A 17,739-nucleotide genomic window follows, 5' to 3' on the forward strand; every position below is an offset into this window, starting at 1 on the left:
GTGCGGCGGGGGCCGGGGTTGCGGCCGGGGCCGATGGTGCGGCGGGGGTCGGCGGGGTGGCGGTCCCGGGCGGGGTGTCCGGCCGGGGCGGCCAGGCCGCGGACGAGTCCGCCACGTTGGTGGGGGTCGTCATCTCTACTGTTTCACCCAGATCCGGTAGTAGCCCGTCCCCCCGACGTGGGTGAAGGGCAGACGGCCCAGCAGCCGGTAGTGCGGGCTCTGCGCCACGGCCTCGGCGACGACCCGGTCGGTCTCCGGGGTGGCGACCCCGTCGAGCACGATCAGGTCGAACCAGCCGTCCGCGATGGCGGCGCGGTAGCCGTCCTCCGCCGAATGCAGCTTGCCGTCCTTGTCGACGTAGCCGATGCCGTACGTCGAGGTCCACTGGCTCTGCAAGGTCAGATCGCGCAGGTAGTAGACCGGCACGTTGTCCGCCGAGGCGAGGTAGCGCCCGTTGGCGTCCACGTGCTGGCGCAGCACCGCGACCATCTTGCTGGAGTCGGGCCAGGTGTTGAACCGCCACTGCGACTGCGACAGACCCAGCGAGAGCATCACCACCCAGAGCAGGATGCCCAGTTGCGGGTGCCGGAAGTGCGGGCCGATCAGCCGGGCCATGCCGATGCCGGCGATCGGGGCGGCGAACAGCAGCCCGAAGCCGATGTGCTTGTAGAGCGCCACCGAGGTGTGCAGGTGGATCTGGTAGGCGGGGGCGAGCAGCGCGGTGCCGGTGAGCAGCAGGCCGAGCATGATCCGGCGCTTGCGGCCGGGGCCGGTCAGCGCCAGGGCCAGCGGCGATTCGTTCATCCGGCCGCGCATCGCGTAGGCGATCGCGCCGCCGCAGGCGGTGAGGAACATCAGGCCGCCGAACTCGCCGGACTGCCGCAGCAGTTCGGTGGCCTTCTCGGTGCCGTGGGCGCGGGCGGTGGTGGTCGCCTGGACACCGCTGAGCACATCGGTGAAGGTCAGCCCGGCCCAGAGCAGTCCGCCCGCCGCGCCCGCCAGCAGCAGGCCGCGCAGCAGCGGCTGCCGGGCCTTGTTGCGGATCCCGGTGAGGACGGCGAGCAGGACCAGGCTGGGCAGGTACAGCGCCGAGGCGTACTTCAGTCCGACGGCCAGCACCGCCACCGGCGCGGCGAGCATCACCACGCCCGCCGGCGCCCGGTCGGTGCGGACCACGATCCAGATCGCCAGCGCCAGCAGCAGCACGGCCGGGGCGTCGTAGGTGGCGAAGAAGCCGAGTACCACGGTCGACTGGGTGACGGCGAACATCGCCGCCGCGCCGAGCGCCACCCGCTCGTTGAACAGCCGCCGGCTGAAGCTGTAGAGCAGCGCGGTGGCCCCGAGCATGCAGAGCAGGCTGAACACCCGGACGCCGACCATGGCGAAGTGGTTCTCGACCACGGCCGCGACGATCGGGTAGAGCATCGGGGAGCCGGAGAAGTAGCTGTTGTAGTCCTTCGGCAGCGCGGTGCCGTACAGCAGGTGCGAGAGCTCCGCGTGCCCCGCGTACATGTACAGCGCCTCGTCCTGGAAGGCGGTGTTGGACAGCCGGACGGACAGGGCTGCCTGCAGTCCGAGGATGGCCAGCAGCAGGGCGCGGCTGACCCAGGAGCGGCGCCGGCCCGGGTCCAGCGACCAGCTGGCCTCGGGCACCGGCGCGAGGGTGTAGCCGGGGGTGTCCCGGCGGTCCCGCTGCGCCGGGACGTCGGCCAGGGCCGGCACCTCCTCGGGGTGCCCGCTCGGGCCGGGTTCCTCGGGCGCCTCCTCGGCGGCCGCCGGGTGCGCCTCGGCCGGGAACTCGTCCGTCCTGGCCCCGTCGGTCCGGGCACCGCCGGTCCGGGCACCGCCGGTCCGGGCCTCCTCCGCCCTGGCCGCGCGGGCCGCGGCCCGGCGCGAGCGCCCGGCAGCCGGCCCCGGACGTCCGGACCGGCCGTCCCCGTTCGGCGCCTCCCCGTTCAGGGCGTCCCCGTTCAGGGCGTCCCCGCTCAGGGAACCGCCGCTCAGGGAATCCCCGGGCCGGACGGCCCCCGCCCCGGCGGCCTCGTACGGCGCCGGCTCGAACGGCTCGGCCCGGTACGGCCCGTCGGTGTACACCCCGGGCTCGTAGAGCGCGTCCTCGTGGCTCCCGTCCCCCTCGTACCGCCCGTCCTGGCGCCGGCCGCCCTGGTACGGGTCCTCGTGACGAGGGCCGTGGCCGGCCCGGCCGTCGCCGAAGCGCGCACCGCCGAAGGACGGGTCGCCGGAGGGCGCACCGCCGAAGGGCGCGTCCCCGAAGAGCGGATCGCCGGACGGCCTGCCGCCGAAGGACGCGTCGCCCGAAGGTGCGTCGTGCCGGCCGTCGTCGTACGTACCGTCGTCGTGCGGGCCCGGCCCGGTGGCCGTCGGCCGCTGGGCCTGGAACCAGGAGCCCCCGGGATCGGGCCGGCGGACCGGCTCCTCGATCAAGGGCTCCTCGGCCCCGGGCCGGTCGGCGGCGAGGCTCTGATCGGGGTTCCCGCGCCGGCGGCGGCCGCTGTGCGGAGGGGAGGAGGTCATCAGGGACTCTTCACATCGAATCCGTAGCGGCCGTCGGAGACCGCCTGCTTGAAGGAGGAGAGCGCCTGCGGATCGCTGTCGATCCGCCAGTTCGTCTCCTTGTTGATGTTGAACCAGATGAACCCGAGGCAGTCCGGGCGCTTGATCACGTTCGCGGCGAGGTTGGCGATGTCGGCGGGCTTGCGCGCGCCGGGCTCGGAGCCGGTCTCGGCGATCAGCCAGGGCTTCTGGGTGAAGGTGCGGATCTGGGTCAGCGTCGGGGTGTAGAGGGTGTCGAAGGTGCCGGCCTCGAGGTGGGTGTAGTACGCCACGATCCCCACCCAGTCGACGTAGGTGTCGCCGGGGTAGTAGGGCTTGAGGGCCACGGCCGGCATCGGGTTGATGCTGTTCGGGCTCCACACCCAGATCACCTGGCCGACGCCGAGCTGGGCGAACACGTCGTGCAGGTGCTGGTACGCCGCCACGAAGTCGGCCGCGGTGGCGTGCTTGGTGCCCCACTCGTACCAGCCGCCGTTGAACTCGTGCGCGAAGCTGATCGCCACCGGGATGTTGGCGTTGCGGATACCCGCCGCGTACCGCTTGACGTAGTCGTCGCTCTTGCCGGCCGCGATGTCCGCGAGGCTGACGGTGAACGGCTCCCAGGCGATGTACGGCAGGGCGCCGCTGTCCCAGGCGTTGCGGGCGCCCTTCGAGTCGTACTCGTCGCCCCAGCCCGAGTAGAACTCGATCATGTTGGGCTTCTTGCCGGCCTTGGCCGAGAACTCGTCCACCGTGGCCATCGACAGCGGCGCGCCGTCGGCGGCGATCCCGAGGTACTTCTTCGCCGGCTTGAGCAGCGGGCGGACGTCGTACGGCAGGCCGGTGGCCGCGACCTCGGCCGGTGCCGGGGCCGCGCCGGTCGCCCCGGGGTCCGCGACGGAGGCGGCCGCCGCGGACGGGGTGGGGCCGACGTTCTTCTCGCCCAGCAGGTCGCAGGCCGCCAGCGGGAGGACCAGGGCGGCGACCGCGATCAGGCGGACCACCACCGGGAGCCGGGACCCCGGGCGGGTGTTGCTGTCTGTCATGCCAATGCGTCCTGGGATCGGGGCTGGATGAGTATTCGGCCGACGGTCACGGCGTAGAACAGGCCGGAGGAGAGCACCAGGGCGAAGTCCGGCGGGTGCATGGTGAACATCCGGTAGACCGCGGCGCCCACCCAGACCACGGCCGTCCCGCCGCTCCAGAAGATGACGCCCCACCAGAAGCGCCGCTGCTTGTCCTTCTTCGCGCCGTTGGAGCCGGTCGGCTGCCAGCCCATCTGACGGCCCCGGACGAGGTCCCAGATGGCGAAGAAGTGCGACCAGCCGTACATCATCCGGCCGGCCCAGGCCTCCAGGCGGTAGGGCGCCCGGTGCCACAGCGGGAAGATGACGGTCGCGTAGACCAGGCTGGGGATGACCAGCACCAGGTGCCTGACCTCCAGCAGCCGCGGCTGCAGGACGAGCAGCATGATCGGCAGCATCGGCAGCGCGAAGGTCATCAGCGCGGTGTGCATGTAGTAGAGGAACCCGGAGACGTAGCAGAGCCGGGTGGTGAAGCCGAGCTTCGCCTGCCAGAATTTCTTGCTGGTCAGCAGGGACATCGAGCCCATGCACCAGCGGTACTGCTGGTTCTGGAAGGCCCCCGCGGTGTCCGGGCAGACGCCGGTGGAGAGCGCGACCGGGATGTACTGCAGGTCCCAGCCGAGACCGCGCAGGTCGAAGCCGGTGTGCACGTCCTCGGAGTGCGCGATCAGGGTGGTGCCGCCGTTCTCGGCCAGCGCCTCGCGCCGGTACACGGCGCAGCTGCCGACGCAGATCGCGCCGTTGTTGCGCTGCCGGGCGACCTGCACCGAGCGGTAGAACAGCTCCTGGATGGCGCCCGCGCCGCGCTCGATCCAGTTCTGCGAGTCGAGGACGCGGAAGAACTGGGGCGACTGGACGATGCCCAGCTTCGGGTCCCGGTCCATGTACGGCAGGACTTCGTCCAGCAGGTCGTGGCGGGGGGCGAAGTCGGCATCCAGGATCAGGATGTACTCGCCGTCCGAGCGGTCGAACCCGTAGTGCAGGTTACCCGCCTTCTTGAACCAGCCGCGGTTCTCCCGGACGCCGTAGCGGAACCCGAAGTCCGCGGCCATCGCCTCGACCGCCGGGCTGGCCGCGTCGTCCAGGACGTACGGCATGACCAGGCCGGGGTAGTGCTCGGCGAGCTTGCGGACATGCGTCCAGGTGTTGTGCAGGGTCTCGATCGGCTCGCCGCAGACCGGCAGGAAGACGTCGACGGTCGGGTACTCGGCCGGGGTCCACTTGCGGACCAGCCGGCGGTGCTCCTTGATGTCGAAGTTCGGCGTGAAACTGTTCACCCGCAGGGAGACCAGGTAGTACACGACGGTGAACACGAGGAACGGCACGCAGAGCCAGAACCACGAGCCGACCCGGAAGAGCTCGACCTGGCTGATCACCAGGCAGACGAAGCTGATCACCGAGCAGAGCGTCAGCACCCACTGGTTGCGGACGGTGTAGTTGTACTTCTCCTGGGCGTTCGGCGGTGCCGGGAGCAGCAGGCCCGAAACGGGCTCCGACGCGTTCCGGCGCCGGCCGGACGACTTGCGTCTTCTGCTGGGCGCACTGGTCGCGGTGCTCACCGCGCGATACCTCCTGGTAGCTGCGTTCCGCATGCCGGAGCGAACTGACCAAGCAGCAACTGTCCCCCGGGGCACCACACCTTATCGGACGCACGTTCGCGGACTGTTACAGCCCGTCGCGAACAGGTCATCAGGAAGGGTCCGATACGAACGGCCCTTCAACCGCACCCCGGACGGCCTGTCACGGACGGCCCGCCACGGGCCCGGCACGGGCCGTCCGCCACGACCCGCCGGTCACCGGCGGCCTTCGACCCGCCCCCGTCGGCGCCGGCCCATGGGCGTCGGGCGGCCGGCGCCGGGCCGGCATCAGGCCGCCCGCCGCCACCCGTCGCCCGGACGCCCCCGGGCCCGGACCCGCTCAGCCGGCGGTGGCCGCCGGCTTGGCCCGGCCCAGCAGGACCTCCTTGGCGCGGTCCGCAAGGGGGCTCGCCGCCGCGGTCGCCGCCGGATCGGCCTGGTCGGGAGTCTGCTTGAGCGAACCGGCGACGGTGAAGTACCCGAACCGGCCCACCGCGGCGTGCGTCTCCGTGCAGCCCGACTTGTCGGTGACGCAGAAGGTGGCGACGCCCGGGCCGGACAGACCCTGGACGAGGCCCGCGTGCCGGCCGAGGGCCTTGTCGGCGCCGGCCTTGTTGTCGAAGACCGCGATGCCGACCGTGACGGCGCTCTCCCCGGACACGTAGGTCGCGCGGACCAGCGAGCGGCAGGCGTCGTCGCCGAGGGCGAGCCCGAGCCCGCCGGTGGTCCCCTTGGAGCAGGGGGAGGTCGAACCGGTGACCATCCGGGTCCAGACCTTGCCGTCGATGGTGCGGGTCTGGTCGGGGAAGAGCGTCGCGGCGTCGACCGGCGCCTTGTCCGTCGAGGCGTCCGAGATCAGCGGCAGCGCCTGCTCCAGCGGCAGGCCGGTGGACGCGGCCGGCTTGGGGTTCGGCTTGTTGCCACCGCCCTGACCGGAGATCACCACACCGGCCGCCACCACGCCGCCGACGAGCACCACGGCCAGCAGCGCGCCACCGATCCACAGCCGGCGGCGCTTACGGGACTCGTTCTCGTGCTGGTCGGCCAGCTGGGTCCAGTTCGGCTCGCCCTGGAAGGGCTGCGGCGCGGGCTGCCAATGCGGCGGCGCCTGCTGCGGGCCCGGCTGGGGCACGAACGGCTGCTGCGGCTGGTGCTGCTGCGGGATCGGCGGCGGGACCGGCTGGCCCTGCGGCGGAAGCTGCTGCGCGGGCTGGCTGTACGGCACCGGGGGCGGGCCGAAACCGCCGGCGGCCGGCGGCACGGGCTGCTGCCCCTGCGGCGGCTGCCCCGGCGTCCCCGGCTGCTGACCCTGGACCGGCTGTGCGGGCTGACGCGTCCAGTCGGACGGTACGCCCGTTCCCTCGCTCATGAGGCGAGATCGTAAAGCATGGTGTGCGCGGCAGGCCCATCCGGTAATCAATCCGTTCCCAAATCCGGGCCCGGCGCCCGTTCCCGGGCCTCCTCCGTGAGCCGACGAGTAGCCACCCGACACGCCACAGTGCACAACATGTGGTGCTTCATCGGGCTGGCGCCACTAGATGTATGCTCACTCCTGCTGTCGAACGCAGGGGAACCCGGTGGAAGTCCGGGACTGCCCCGCAGCGGTGAGCGGGCTGCCCGACCGGGCCACGCGAGTCCGATGACCTGCCGACGGTGTGCCACAGGGCTTCCCCGCAGTCGCCATGCAGCACAGCAGTTTCGTCCGGGCCTCGCGGGTGGGCCGGGGGGTGGTTCGCGCGCGCCGTGAGGTGTTCCGCGCTGCGCTCCCCTGCGCCCATACGGCCCGGCAGCCCCCTCGCCGACCGCCGCCGCCAGGAGAGAAGCGCCTTGACCATCGCTGCCTCAGCCACCCTGCCCGCCCAGGGTTCCAGCCCCGCCGTCCCGTCCGACCCGACGGTGTCCGACCCCGGTGGAGCGCTTCTTCGGCTGCTGACCGACCGCAGCGTCGACCTCCCCCAGGTCGACCCCGGCCACGTCGCCGCCGCCGCCCTGCGCGGCCGGCACGCCGGCTCCGACTTCGCGGAGCTGCGCGGGCTGGCCGTCGAGGCCGCCGCGTCGATGATCGCCGAGGACCCCCAGTACTCGAAGCTCGCCGCCCGACTGCTCGCCCTGGAGATCCAGGACGAGGCCGTCGGCCAGGGCGCCGTGTCCTTCTCCGCCTCGATCACCGTCGGCCACGCCGAGGGCCTGATCGGCGACACCACCGCCGCGTTCGTGGCCAAGCACGCCGACGCGCTGGACGCCCTGATCGACCAGAAGGGCGACGACCGCTTCGAGTACTTCGGTCTGCGCACCGTGCAGTCCCGGTACCTGCTGCGCCACCCGATCACCCGCAAGGTGATCGAGACCCCGCAGCACTTCCTGCTCCGCGTCGCCAGTGGCCTGGCGGTCGGTGACGACGAGCAGTCGGTCCGCGAGGTCTCCGAGCTGTACGCGCTGATGAGCGCGCTCTCCTACCTGCCGTCCTCGCCGACGCTGTTCAACTCCGGCACCAAGCACCCGCAGATGTCCTCCTGCTACCTGCTGGACTCGCCGCTGGACAACCTGGACTCGATCTACTCGCGCTACGCGCAGATCGCCCGGCTCTCCAAGCACGCCGGCGGCATCGGCCTGTCCTACAGCCGGATCCGCTCGCGTGGCTCGCTGATCCGCGGCACCAACGGCAAGTCCAACGGCATCGTGCCGTTCCTGCGCACCCTGGACTCCTCGGTGGCGGCGGTCAACCAGGGCGGCCGGCGCAAGGGCGCGGCCTGCGTCTACCTGGAGACCTGGCACGCGGACATCGAGGAGTTCCTGGAGCTGCGCGACAACACCGGTGAGGAGGCCCGCCGCACGCACAACCTGAACCTCGCCCACTGGATCCCGGACGAGTTCATGCGCCGGGTCAACGCCGGCGGCGACTGGTCGCTGTTCTCCCCCGCCGACGTCCCCGAGCTGGTCGACCTGTGGGGCGCCGACTTCGACGAGGCGTACCTGAAGGCCGAGGCGGCCGGCAAGGCCGTGCGCACCATCCCCGCGCAGACCCTGTACGCCCGGATGATGCGCACCCTGGCGCAGACCGGCAACGGCTGGATGACCTTCAAGGACGCCTCCAACCGGGCCGCCAACCAGACCGCCCTCCCCGGCCGGACCGTCCACTCCTCCAACCTCTGCACGGAGATCCTGGAGGTCACGGACGACTCCGAGACCGCGGTCTGCAACCTCGGCTCGGTCAACCTGGGCGCCCACGTGGCCCCCGGCGCCACCCCCGCCGACCTCGTGAGCGCGATGGACTGGGACCGGCTGGACTCGACCGTCCGCACGGCTGTCACCTTCCTCGACCGCGTGGTGGACATCAACTTCTACCCGACCCCCGAGGCCGGCACCTCCAACTCCCGCTGGCGCCCGGTGGGCCTCGGCGTGATGGGCCTGCAGGACGTCTTCTTCCAGCTCCGCCTGGACTTCGACTCCGCCGAGGCCAAGCAGCTCTCCACGCTGATCTCCGAGCGGATCATGCTGGTCGCCTACGAGCGCTCCAGCGAGCTGGCCGAGCAGCTGGGCCGGCACGAGGCGTACGCCGAGACCCGCGCCGCCCGCGGCCAGCTGCACATCGACCACTTCGGGACCACCCCGCAGTGGACCGAGCGCTGGGACGCGCTGCGCGCCCGGATCGCCACCACCGGCCTGCGCAACTCCCTGCTCCTGGCGATCGCCCCGACCGCGACCATCGCGTCGATCGCCGGCGTGTACGAGTGCATCGAGCCGCAGGTGTCCAACCTGTTCAAGCGCGAGACCCTCTCCGGCGAGTTCCTCCAGGTCAACCCGTACCTGGTCCGCGAGCTGAAGGAGCTCGGCGTCTGGGACGCGCAGACCCGCGACGCGCTGCGCGAGGCCAACGGCTCCGTGCAGGACCTCAACTGGCTGCCCGCCGAGGTCCGCTCGCTGTACCGCACCGCCTGGGAGCTCCCGCAGCGCGCGCTGATCGACCTGGCCGCCGCCCGGCAGCCGTACATCGACCAGAGCCAGTCGCTGAACCTCTTCATGGCCGCGCCCACCATCGGCAAGCTCAGCTCGATGTACGCGTACGCCTGGAAGGTCGGCCTGAAGACCACGTACTACCTGCGTTCGCGCCCGGCCACCCGGATCGCCCAGGCCGCCGCCGGCGCCGCCCGCGCGGCCGCCCCGGTGCCGGTGGCGGTCGCCGCGCCGACGTCCACCCTCACCCCGGAGGAGGAGGCGGCGCTCGCCTGCTCCCTGGAGAACCCCGAGTCCTGCGAGGCCTGCCAGTGAGCACCACCCCGGAGACCGACTTCGACGCGCCCGGCCGCGAGAAGATGCTCCTCGACCCCGGCTTCGAGCTGACGCTGCGTCCGATGCGCTACCCGTCGTTCTACGACCGGTACCGGGACGCGATCAAGAACACCTGGACCGTGGAGGAGGTGGACCTGCACTCCGACGTCGCCGACCTCGCCAAGCTCAGCGAGGGCGAGCGGCACATGATCGGCCGGCTGGTCGCCTTCTTCGCGACCGGTGACTCGATCGTCGCCAACAACGTGGTGCTGAGCCTCTACAAGCACATCAACTCGCCCGAGGCCCGGCTCTACCTGTCGCGGCAGCTGTTCGAGGAGGCCGTGCACGTCCAGTTCTACCTGACGCTGCTCGACACCTACCTGCCCGACCCGGACGACCGCGCGGCGGCCTTCGACGCGGTGGAGAACATCCCCTCCATCCACCAGAAGGCGCAGTTCTGCTTCAAGTACATGAACGCCGTCGACCACCTGGACTCGCTGCAGACCAAGGACGACCGGCGCGCGTTCCTGCTGAACCTGATCTGCTTCGCGGCCTGCGTCGAGGGCCTGTTCTTCTACGGCGCCTTCGCCTACGTGTACTGGTTCCGCAGCCGCGGCCTGCTGCACGGCCTGGCCACCGGCACCAACTGGGTGTTCCGCGACGAGTCCATGCACATGGACTTCGCGTTCTCCGTGGTGGACACCGTCCGCCAGGAGGAGCCGGACCTCTTCGACGACCAGATGGCCAAGCAGGTCACCGAGATGCTGGAGGAGGCCGTCGAGGCCGAGCTCCAGTTCGCCCGTGACCTGTGCGGCGAGGGCCTGCCGGGCATGAACACCGAGTCGATGCGGGAGTACCTGCAGGCCGTCGCCGACCAGCGCCTCGCGCGCCTCGGCATGCCGGTCCGCTACGGCTCCAGCAACCCGTTCGGGTTCATGGAGCTGCAGAACGTCCAGGAGCTGACCAACTTCTTCGAGCGCCGGGTCTCCGCGTACCAGGTCGCCGTGGAGGGCACGGTCGCCTTCGACGACGACTTCTAGCGACACCTCCGGGAGGACCGCCGGCGGCGACGCCCGGCGGGCACTCCCGGTGACGCCGAGGGGCCCGGTACCGCGGAGATCCGCGGTACCGGGCCCCTCGGCGTCGCGCCGGTGCCGGAGCGTGTCCTGCCGGTGCCGGACCGTCAGTCGTTGGGGACCGTGGCGTACTTGGGCGTCCCCTCGGCCATCTGCTTGAGCGCGTCCTTGCGGTCGCGCTTGGAGAGCCGGTCGATGTACAGCTGGCCGTACAGGTGGTCGGTCTCGTGCTGCAGGCAGCGGGCGAAGAAGCCGGTGCCCTCGACCCGGATCGGGTTGCCGTCCTTGTCCTGGCCGGTGACCGCCGCGAAGTCGGGGCGGGCCAGCTCGGCGTAGGCGGTGGGGACGGACAGGCAGCCCTCGTTGCTGTCGTCCAGCACCCGGCGGCCGGCCGGGAGCTCCTCCAGCACCGGGTTGACGACGTGGCCGATGTGGCGCACACCCTCGTCGTCCGGGCAGTCGTAGACGAAGACCTTGGTGTCGACGCCGATCTGGTTGGCCGCCAGGCCGACGCCCTCGGCCGCGTACATCGAGACGAACATGTCGTCGATCAGCTCGGAGAGGCCGGCGTCGAAGGCGACGACGTCCTTGCACTCGTGGTGCAGGACGGGGTTGCCGACCACGGTGATCGGGCGGGCGGTGCCCTTGGAGAGGTCCGGCTCCTCACCGACCACCTTCAGCGGGGCGGCCGGCGCCTCGCCGTGCTCGTGGTCGTGCTCGTGGGTGTGGTCGTGCTGCTCCGCCATCGATTCTTCCGCTTCCCATGGGTCTGCCGAGGTGTCCGCTCAAGGGTACGGCCCCCGCAGGCCGCCGGTCCCTTACTTCCGGGGTCGACGACCGCTCCCGCGGGACTTCCGGGGTCGACGACCGCTCTCCCCCGGGCGCCCCGGGGACAGGCGCGGCCGGACCGGGCCCTAGCAGACCTCTTCGAGGTCGCGGTAGGCCCGGCCGCCCGGGTTCGCCGCCACCCAGCGGTCGAGCAGGGAACGGACCAGCCCGGCGGGGGCCGCGATGCCGCACTCCCGCTCGGCCAGCCAGGCCAGCCCGCCGGCCCCCTGGCTCAGGTGGCTCAGGTGCCCGGGGTGGGCGGCGTCGCCGTCGTCGTGCGGATCGTGGTGGGCGGTGCGGCCGTCGTCGGCGGGCATCCGGCTCTCCGAACAGGCCCGGCAGAGCAGCCGGACGGAGGACGTCCAGTCCTCGGCCGCGTAGCCGGCGTCGGCGACCAGCCGCTCCAGGGCGTCCCGGTCACCGGTCGTGGCGGCGTGCAGCAGCACCACGTACGTCGGCACGGGGGACGGCGCCCAGAGTTCGATCTCGTCGAAGACCGGGTAGGCCGCGCCGTCCGCGACCCGCTCGCCGTGCGGGGCGCCGTCGTGCAGCACCACCTCGCCCCAGCGGCGGCCGGAGGACGGCAGCGGGATGGAGAGCACCTCGATCCGGGCCGGGTCGAGCCGGCGGCCCCAGACCACCTCGGACTCGCCCTCGGGGGAGAGCCGCACCGGGGTGGTGCCGAGGTCCAGGCTGACCGGGCCGTCGGTGGGCGTACCCGCCCGGCCGGGGAGCTTCAGCCCGTACGCCTGCCAGGCGCGGTGGGCCAGCGGCCAGTCCTGCAGGGCGGTGGCGGTGATGCCGAGGTTCCACCAGTCGGCGGCCCCGTGCTCGCGGTCGAGCAGGGCGACGGCGCGCAGGCCGGCGGCTCTCGCCTGCTCCCAGTCCCGGCGGAACTTGTGCAGCAGCGCCAGGTTGAACCAGGAGTCGGAGAGCCACGGCTCCAGGTCGGCGGCCATCACGAGCAGCGCTCCGGCGTCCTCGTACCGGCCGTCGCCGATCAGCGTGAAGGCCCGGTCGGTCGTCTGCCGCCAGGTGGCCGACGGCCGGTGCCGTGTCCGGTGGAAGATCCTCACGTTCGTCCCTGCCGTTGTCGTCCGCTGAGTCCCGCTGGTCACGCTCAGCCCTGCTGAGTCCTGATGCCTGCTGCCCCGCTCGGTTGCCGGGCCGCAGGTCCCGCACCGCAAGTCCCGCACCGCGGGCCCCGGACCGCAAGCCCTGCGGCGTGAACCCTCGATGTGAACCCCGTGCCCCGGATCGGGTGTTCCACGCTACGACCGCATCCAACCACGGTCACCAGGGGCCGCGCTCCCCGCCGCCCGGTTCAGCCGGGTTCGCGGGCCCGGCCGCCCATCCGCGCCAGTGCCTCGACCACCCGGGGGTCGTACGCCCGGCCGCGTTCCAGCCGGAGCGCCTCCAGGGCCTCCAGGCGGCCGGCCGGATCGGACAGGCCGCGGCCCCGGGCGGCGGTGAGCAGGTCGTCGTGGGCGTTGGCGACCCGGATGATCCGGGCGGACAGCGGCAGCGAACGGTCGTACCCGCCGTCCGGCCGGCGGCAGGGGTCGGCCAGCCGGGCGACCTGCTCGGCGACCCGGGGCGGCACCCCGGTGCGGCGGATCACCTCGCTGCCCAGGCGGGCGATCCGCTGCTGCTCGGCCGCGGGCAGCAGGGCCGTGGCGCCGTCCGGGACGGGCTCGACCAGGGAGAGCTGCCCGACGTCGTGCATCAGCGCGGCGTACTCCAGCAGGGCGAGCTCCCGGGTGCCCAGGCCCAGCTCACGGCCGAGCGCGCAGGCCGTGTCGGCGACCCGGCGGGCGTGGCCGGGCGGGGTGTAGCCGGCCACCTCGGTGGCCCGGGCCAGGGCGGCGATGGTCTGGCCGGTGGTGGCCCGGATGGCCGCCGCCCGGCGGAACGAGACCTGGGCGAGCAGCAGCGGGGCGCAGAACACCGGCAGCGCCCAGAGGCCGATCTCGCCGGCCGCCAGGCTGACCAGCATCCCGGTGGCCACGATGGCCGAGCCGATCCCCGGCAGCGAGCGCAGCTCGTCCTCCAGCGCGGCCGGGAACCGCAGGCCGGTGCGGGCCCGGTGCAGGGCGGCGGCGAGCGTCGCGTCGCAGAGCGCCGCCAGGGCGGCCACCGCGGCCAGGAACACCCCGTACGCGGGCCCGGACGAGGGCAGGCGGTCGAGCGTCCCGCCGTTGTACAGCGGCTGGAAGACGGCGGCCGCGAACCCCACGGTGAGCAGCCGGCGGGCCGCGGTGTCCCGCCGGACGGGGTCGGCCCAGGGCCGTCCGCGCCGGCGCCGCAGGGCCCGGCCGCAGGTCCCCGGCAGGGCCCGGGAGAGGGCCGGCGCCGCGGCGGCGAGCAGGCTGCCCGCGCCGGCGACGGCGACCACCTGCAGCACCCCGTGGGTGGTCGGCAGGCCGCGCAGCGGCCCCAGCAGGGCGTACGCGAGGGCGGCGGCGGCCCCGATCGGGGCCTGCTCGCGGTCCCCCGGCAGGGTGATCCGGACGCATTCGCCGACCGCGATCAGGGTGAGGAAGGCGACGGCCACCACGGGCTGGGTCACGCCGGCGGCCGCCGTGGCGGCGACGGCCGCGACCAGCAGCGCCCCGGCGGCGGTGTGCAGCACCGCGGGCACGGCGCCGGCCGCGCGCGCCCGGCGGGGCGCCCGGCCGGCCGCTGCCCTGCGCTCCGCCGATGTCCTGACCTCCGCCGCTGCCCTGACCTCCGCCGATGCCCGGGGTGCCGCCGTCCCGGGTGCCGGCTGCTCCGCCGGGTGCGACCGCGCGCCGGACGCCGGGCGGGGCACCCGGCGCTCCGCCCGACGGACCGGGCCGCGTCGGCGGCTCATGCCGGCCCGGCCGGCGGTGTGCTGGATCCCGCGTCCGTTCCCGCGTCCGTTCCCGTGCTGGTTCCGCCCCGCGCCGGCCACGCAGCCCGTGTCGGTCGGTCGCCCCGCGCCGGCCCGTCGGCCTGCGCCGGGAGACGGGGCGGCGCGCCGCGGGCCGGTTCGGGCACGCCGAGCGGGATGTCCGGGACCTCGCCGGTCCAGCCGCCGGGCGGGGGCAGCGCGGGCTGCCAGCCGTGCTCGCCGACCGCGACGACCAGGGCCCGCACCATCACCGGGTCGAACTGGCTGCCCGCACAGCGCTCCAGCTCGGTGACCGCCTCGGCCACCGGGCGCCCGCGCCGGTAGGAGCGGGTGGAGGTCATCGAGTCGAAGGCGTCCGCGACCGAGATGATCCGGGCGAACTCGGGGATCCCGTCCCCGACCAGGCCGTTCGGGTAGCCCCGGCCGTCCATCCGCTCGTGGTGGTGCAGGATGCCGGCGTGCGCCTCGCCGAGGAAGGCGATGCCGCGGACCAGCTCGTACCCGTACACCGGGTGGACCTCGACCGCCCGGCGCTCCTCCTCGGTCAGCGGGCCGTTGCGGCGCAGCAGCTCGGTGGCGACCCCCAGCTTGCCGACGTCGTGCAGGATGCCGGCGAAGCGCAGGGTGCGCAGCCGCTCGGGCTCCATCCCCAGCTGGCGGGCGATCAGCACGGCGGCCCGGCCGACCCGTTCGCTGTGCCCGCGGGTGTACGCGTCCTTGATCTCGACGGCCTGCACCAGGGCCTGTACGGTCGCCTGGTGGGTGTCCCGCTCGCGGTGGCCCTGGGCCAGTACCCAGGCCGAGATGGTGAGCGGCAGCAGGGCGAGCAGCGCCGCGAAGGCGCCGTACGGTCCCTGCCAGAGCACGGCGACCATCAGGGCGCCGGCCGCGTGCACCAGGACGGGCAGGCCGATCGCGGCGGTCGCGCCGCGCAGCAGGACGGCCGGCGGCCGGCGTTCGGCCAGCGCCAGCATGCCGCCCACCAGCGCGCTGTTGACCAGGCAGAAGACCGCGACGGCGGCGAAGGCGGGCAGCAGCGCCCCGGGGAAGCGTGAGCCGAGCAGCAGCCTGGGCCCGGCCAGCAGGTGGAAGACGCCGGCGGCGGCGAAGGCGGAGAGGGCCAGCTGGGCGGCGTTCCAGCACCGGCGCGCGGCGCCGGGCGGGGCGGCGCCGGCGGCGAGCGCGGCCGGTACGGCGACCAGGGCGGCGGCGGCGGGCGGCAGCATCAGCAGCCCGGCGAAGAGCACCGGGAAGAAGGTGTAGGCGCCGGGCCGGGCGGGGGCGCGTCCCTGCGGGGGTCGGCGGCCCAGCAGCCGGGCCCGGGTGCGCAGGAGCATCTGCAGGCAGGGCGTGGGCAGGCCCTGGGCGACCGACTCCCAGCAGGCGTGCAGGAAGGCCAGCAGCCCGACCTTGGGCCAGTCGACCGGGGCGCCGAGCCAGCGGGGCAGCACGGCCGCGCCGGCGGGCAGCAGCGGCAGGGCGCAGCAGTACGCGACCAGCGGCAGGGCGAGGGCGGGCAGGGCGACGAGGTAGCGGGCGGCTCCGGCCGGCAGGGCCGGGCCAACGTTGTCGGTAGCGATCCCGGCCTCCCCCGCCGTCCTGGTCCACGCCGCCCTCGACGCGTCGGGTGGCGCGGCGGCGGGTGTCGTCAGGAGGATAGGCCTCCGCCCCGACGTGGGGACGCATGATCGCGGAATGGCCCTGCTGGCGCAGCTCCAACTCACCCGAACGAGTGAAACGGGTGGTCAGGGGTTCGCCGTCGGGGCAGGCCGAAGGCCCCGGGAGCGTGCTCCCGGGGCCTTCGGAACCGCTGGTGCCCTGCTGGGCCGTGGCGTGCGACGAGTCCGTACGCGCGCGGTCCCGCCCTCGGCGTACTCCTGGCCGGGGCGTGCACTCCGCCCGGTCCTGTACTCCGCCCGGTCCTGCACACGGCCGGATCGCAGCCCGGCGTCGCCGCACCCGGGCCGGTCAGGCCGCGCCGCGGGCAGGTGCCGGCCGGCCGACGCGGGGTGCGTCAGCGAGGCCGGCGGCCGGTCACTCCCCCGCGCCGCTCGCCTCGGCGGCCGCGTAGGGCGCCGAGCGGGACTCGCGGGCGGTGGCGGCGGCGGACTCGGCCGTCACCTCGACGGTCGTCTCGACCGTCACCACGAGGGCCTCGCCCGGGCGCTGCCCGGCGCGGATCGAGTCGATCCGCGCCAGCACCTTGCCGCGGAGGTCCGCGGGGGTGTCGTCACAGCCGCAGGAGCGCTTGATCAGTGCCTTGATGGCCTGTTCGAGGCCGTACTTCTCCAGGCACGGCGAGCACTCGTCGAAGTGCACGCGCAGCTTGGCGCAGTCGCCCTCGGCCATCTCGTTGTCGAGGAATTCGTAGAGGTGGTCGAGGACCTCGCCACACTCGGTGTCGTGCGGATCGCCGCAGCTCATGAGCCCGAGCCCTTCGCTTCCTGCCCTGCCCCGGTGCCGGCGGGGACGAGCCCGCGCTCACGGGCGTAGTCCTCCAGCATGCCGCGCAGCTGACGGCGGCCACGGTGCAGCCGGGACATCACCGTACCGATGGGTGTACCCATGATGTCCGCGATCTCCTTGTACGCAAACCCCTCGACATCGGCGAGATAGACGGCGATGCGGAACTCCTCCGGGATGGCCTGGAGGGCGTCCTTCACATCGCTGTCGGGGAGGTGGTCGAGTGCCTGGGTCTCCGCCGAACGCAGGCCGGTCGACATGTGCGACTCGGCCCGGGCGAGCTGCCAGTCCTCGATCTCCTCGGCCGCCGTGCGCTGGGGCTCACGCTGCTTCTTGCGGTACGAGTTGATGAACGTGTTGGTGAGGATGCGGTACAGCCAGGCCTTGAGGTTGGTGCCCTCACGGAACTGGTGGAAGGACGCGTACGCCTTGGCGAACGCCTCCTGGAGCAGATCCTCCGCGTCGGCGGGGTTGCGGGTCATCCGCAGCGCCGCCGAGTACATGGGATCCAGGTAGCCCAGGGCGTCGCGCTCGAAGCGCTCCCGCCGGGCCTCCTCGCTCTCCTCCGCGGACACCCGGAAGGTGTCCTCACCGATCGCCTCGGCCAGCTCCTCGCCGGTGAGCGCCTCACCTGTGGGCACGCCCTCGCGCGGGTCCGTACCCGGATCGGCCTCGTGCTCGGTCCCGACGACCGGACCCACCTCCTCGGCATAGCGGGCATGGCCCACGGTGGGCCGTCCCGAAATGGAGGATATCGGGCTGACGGGCTTCTCGCCCGCGACAAGCCACTCGGACCAGGACGGGACGAAGCCGTTCTCGACCGCGCGCTCGTCAGGCCGCTCGGGGCACACGATCGAACCCATCTGCACTTGCCTTTCCACCGGGACTGAAGCTGACGAGGGTGACAACCATGCCGCTCCCGCCCGCATTCCCAGGGGGCCGGCCACCCCGCCGGTCGGCCCCGGAGGTCCACCGGCGCACCGCTCCGGGCCCCGCCCGGGAGGCTGCGGCTC

General features: G+C 73.3%; 12 protein-coding genes and 1 riboswitch. Of the genes, 2 read left to right on the top strand and 10 right to left on the bottom strand.

Annotated features, from left to right (window positions below; all coding sequences use genetic code 11):
• Positions 1–135: 135 nt before the first annotated feature.
• The 4 genes from OG689_RS16505 to OG689_RS16520 all read right to left on the bottom strand — a co-directional run bounded on the left by OG689_RS16505 (position 136) and on the right by OG689_RS16520 (position 6,584).
• Complete coding sequence (locus OG689_RS16505; RefSeq protein ID WP_266321207.1) at positions 136–2,535, bottom strand: glycosyltransferase family 39 protein; 2,400 nt, start codon at positions 2,533–2,535, stop codon at positions 136–138.
• Positions 2,535–3,599, bottom strand: coding sequence for a glycosyl hydrolase (locus tag OG689_RS16510; protein WP_266321209.1), 1,065 nt, complete (start codon positions 3,597–3,599; stop codon positions 2,535–2,537). Before OG689_RS16510 ends, OG689_RS16505 begins: the two co-directional genes overlap by 1 nt.
• Positions 3,596–5,053: a glycosyltransferase family 2 protein gene (locus OG689_RS16515; protein ID WP_266327189.1), complete on the bottom strand. Its 1,458-nt coding sequence runs from the start codon at positions 5,051–5,053 to the stop codon at positions 3,596–3,598. The genes OG689_RS16510 and OG689_RS16515 overlap by 4 nt, the downstream gene beginning before the upstream one ends.
• Positions 5,054–5,555: 502 nt before the next feature.
• Positions 5,556–6,584, bottom strand: a complete 1,029-nt coding sequence (locus OG689_RS16520; RefSeq protein WP_266321211.1) for a hypothetical protein — start codon at positions 6,582–6,584, stop codon at positions 5,556–5,558.
• 140 nt (positions 6,585–6,724) lie between these two features.
• A riboswitch (cobalamin riboswitch) is annotated at positions 6,725–6,882 on the top strand.
• 184 nt (positions 6,883–7,066) lie between these two features.
• Between OG689_RS16520 and OG689_RS16525 the strand changes: the two genes are divergently transcribed.
• Positions 7,067–9,484, top strand: a complete 2,418-nt coding sequence (locus OG689_RS16525) for a ribonucleoside-diphosphate reductase subunit alpha (protein WP_266327191.1) — start codon at positions 7,067–7,069, stop codon at positions 9,482–9,484.
• Between the two features lie 44 nt (positions 9,485–9,528).
• A complete protein-coding gene (locus tag OG689_RS16530; RefSeq protein ID WP_266327193.1) occupies positions 9,529–10,524 on the top strand; it encodes a ribonucleotide-diphosphate reductase subunit beta in 996 nt (331 codons plus the stop codon).
• A 143-nt stretch (positions 10,525–10,667) separates the two neighbouring features.
• Here OG689_RS16530 and def read toward each other — a convergent pair whose 3' ends face one another.
• The 6 genes from def to OG689_RS16560 form a co-directional block, all read right to left on the bottom strand.
• The gene (gene def / locus OG689_RS16535; RefSeq protein ID WP_266321213.1) at positions 10,668–11,306 is read right to left on the bottom strand and encodes a peptide deformylase; all 639 of its coding nucleotides are present in this window, start codon (positions 11,304–11,306) and stop codon (positions 10,668–10,670) included.
• A 168-nt stretch (positions 11,307–11,474) separates the two neighbouring features.
• Entirely contained in the window at positions 11,475–12,464 is a 990-nt protein-coding gene (locus tag OG689_RS16540; protein WP_266321215.1) for a hypothetical protein, read from the bottom strand.
• Between the two features lie 248 nt (positions 12,465–12,712).
• Positions 12,713–14,020, bottom strand: coding sequence for an HD domain-containing phosphohydrolase (locus tag OG689_RS16545; RefSeq protein WP_266321217.1), 1,308 nt, complete (start codon positions 14,018–14,020; stop codon positions 12,713–12,715).
• Positions 14,021–14,238: 218 nt separating this feature from the next.
• On the bottom strand, positions 14,239–15,987 hold the full coding sequence (locus OG689_RS16550; protein ID WP_266321219.1) for an HD-GYP domain-containing protein: 1,749 nt from the start codon (positions 15,985–15,987) through the stop codon (positions 14,239–14,241).
• Positions 15,988–16,297: 310 nt separating this feature from the next.
• Positions 16,298–16,687, bottom strand: a complete 390-nt coding sequence (rsrA, locus tag OG689_RS16555) for a mycothiol system anti-sigma-R factor (RefSeq protein ID WP_266321220.1) — start codon at positions 16,685–16,687, stop codon at positions 16,298–16,300.
• A complete protein-coding gene (locus tag OG689_RS16560) occupies positions 16,684–17,427 on the bottom strand; it encodes a sigma-70 family RNA polymerase sigma factor (protein ID WP_079198137.1) in 744 nt (247 codons plus the stop codon). The genes rsrA and OG689_RS16560 overlap by 4 nt, the downstream gene beginning before the upstream one ends.
• Positions 17,428–17,739: the final 312 nt, after the last annotated feature.

Source organism: Kitasatospora sp. NBC_00240 (genome assembly GCF_026342405.1).
Classification (GTDB): domain Bacteria; phylum Actinomycetota; class Actinomycetes; order Streptomycetales; family Streptomycetaceae; genus Kitasatospora.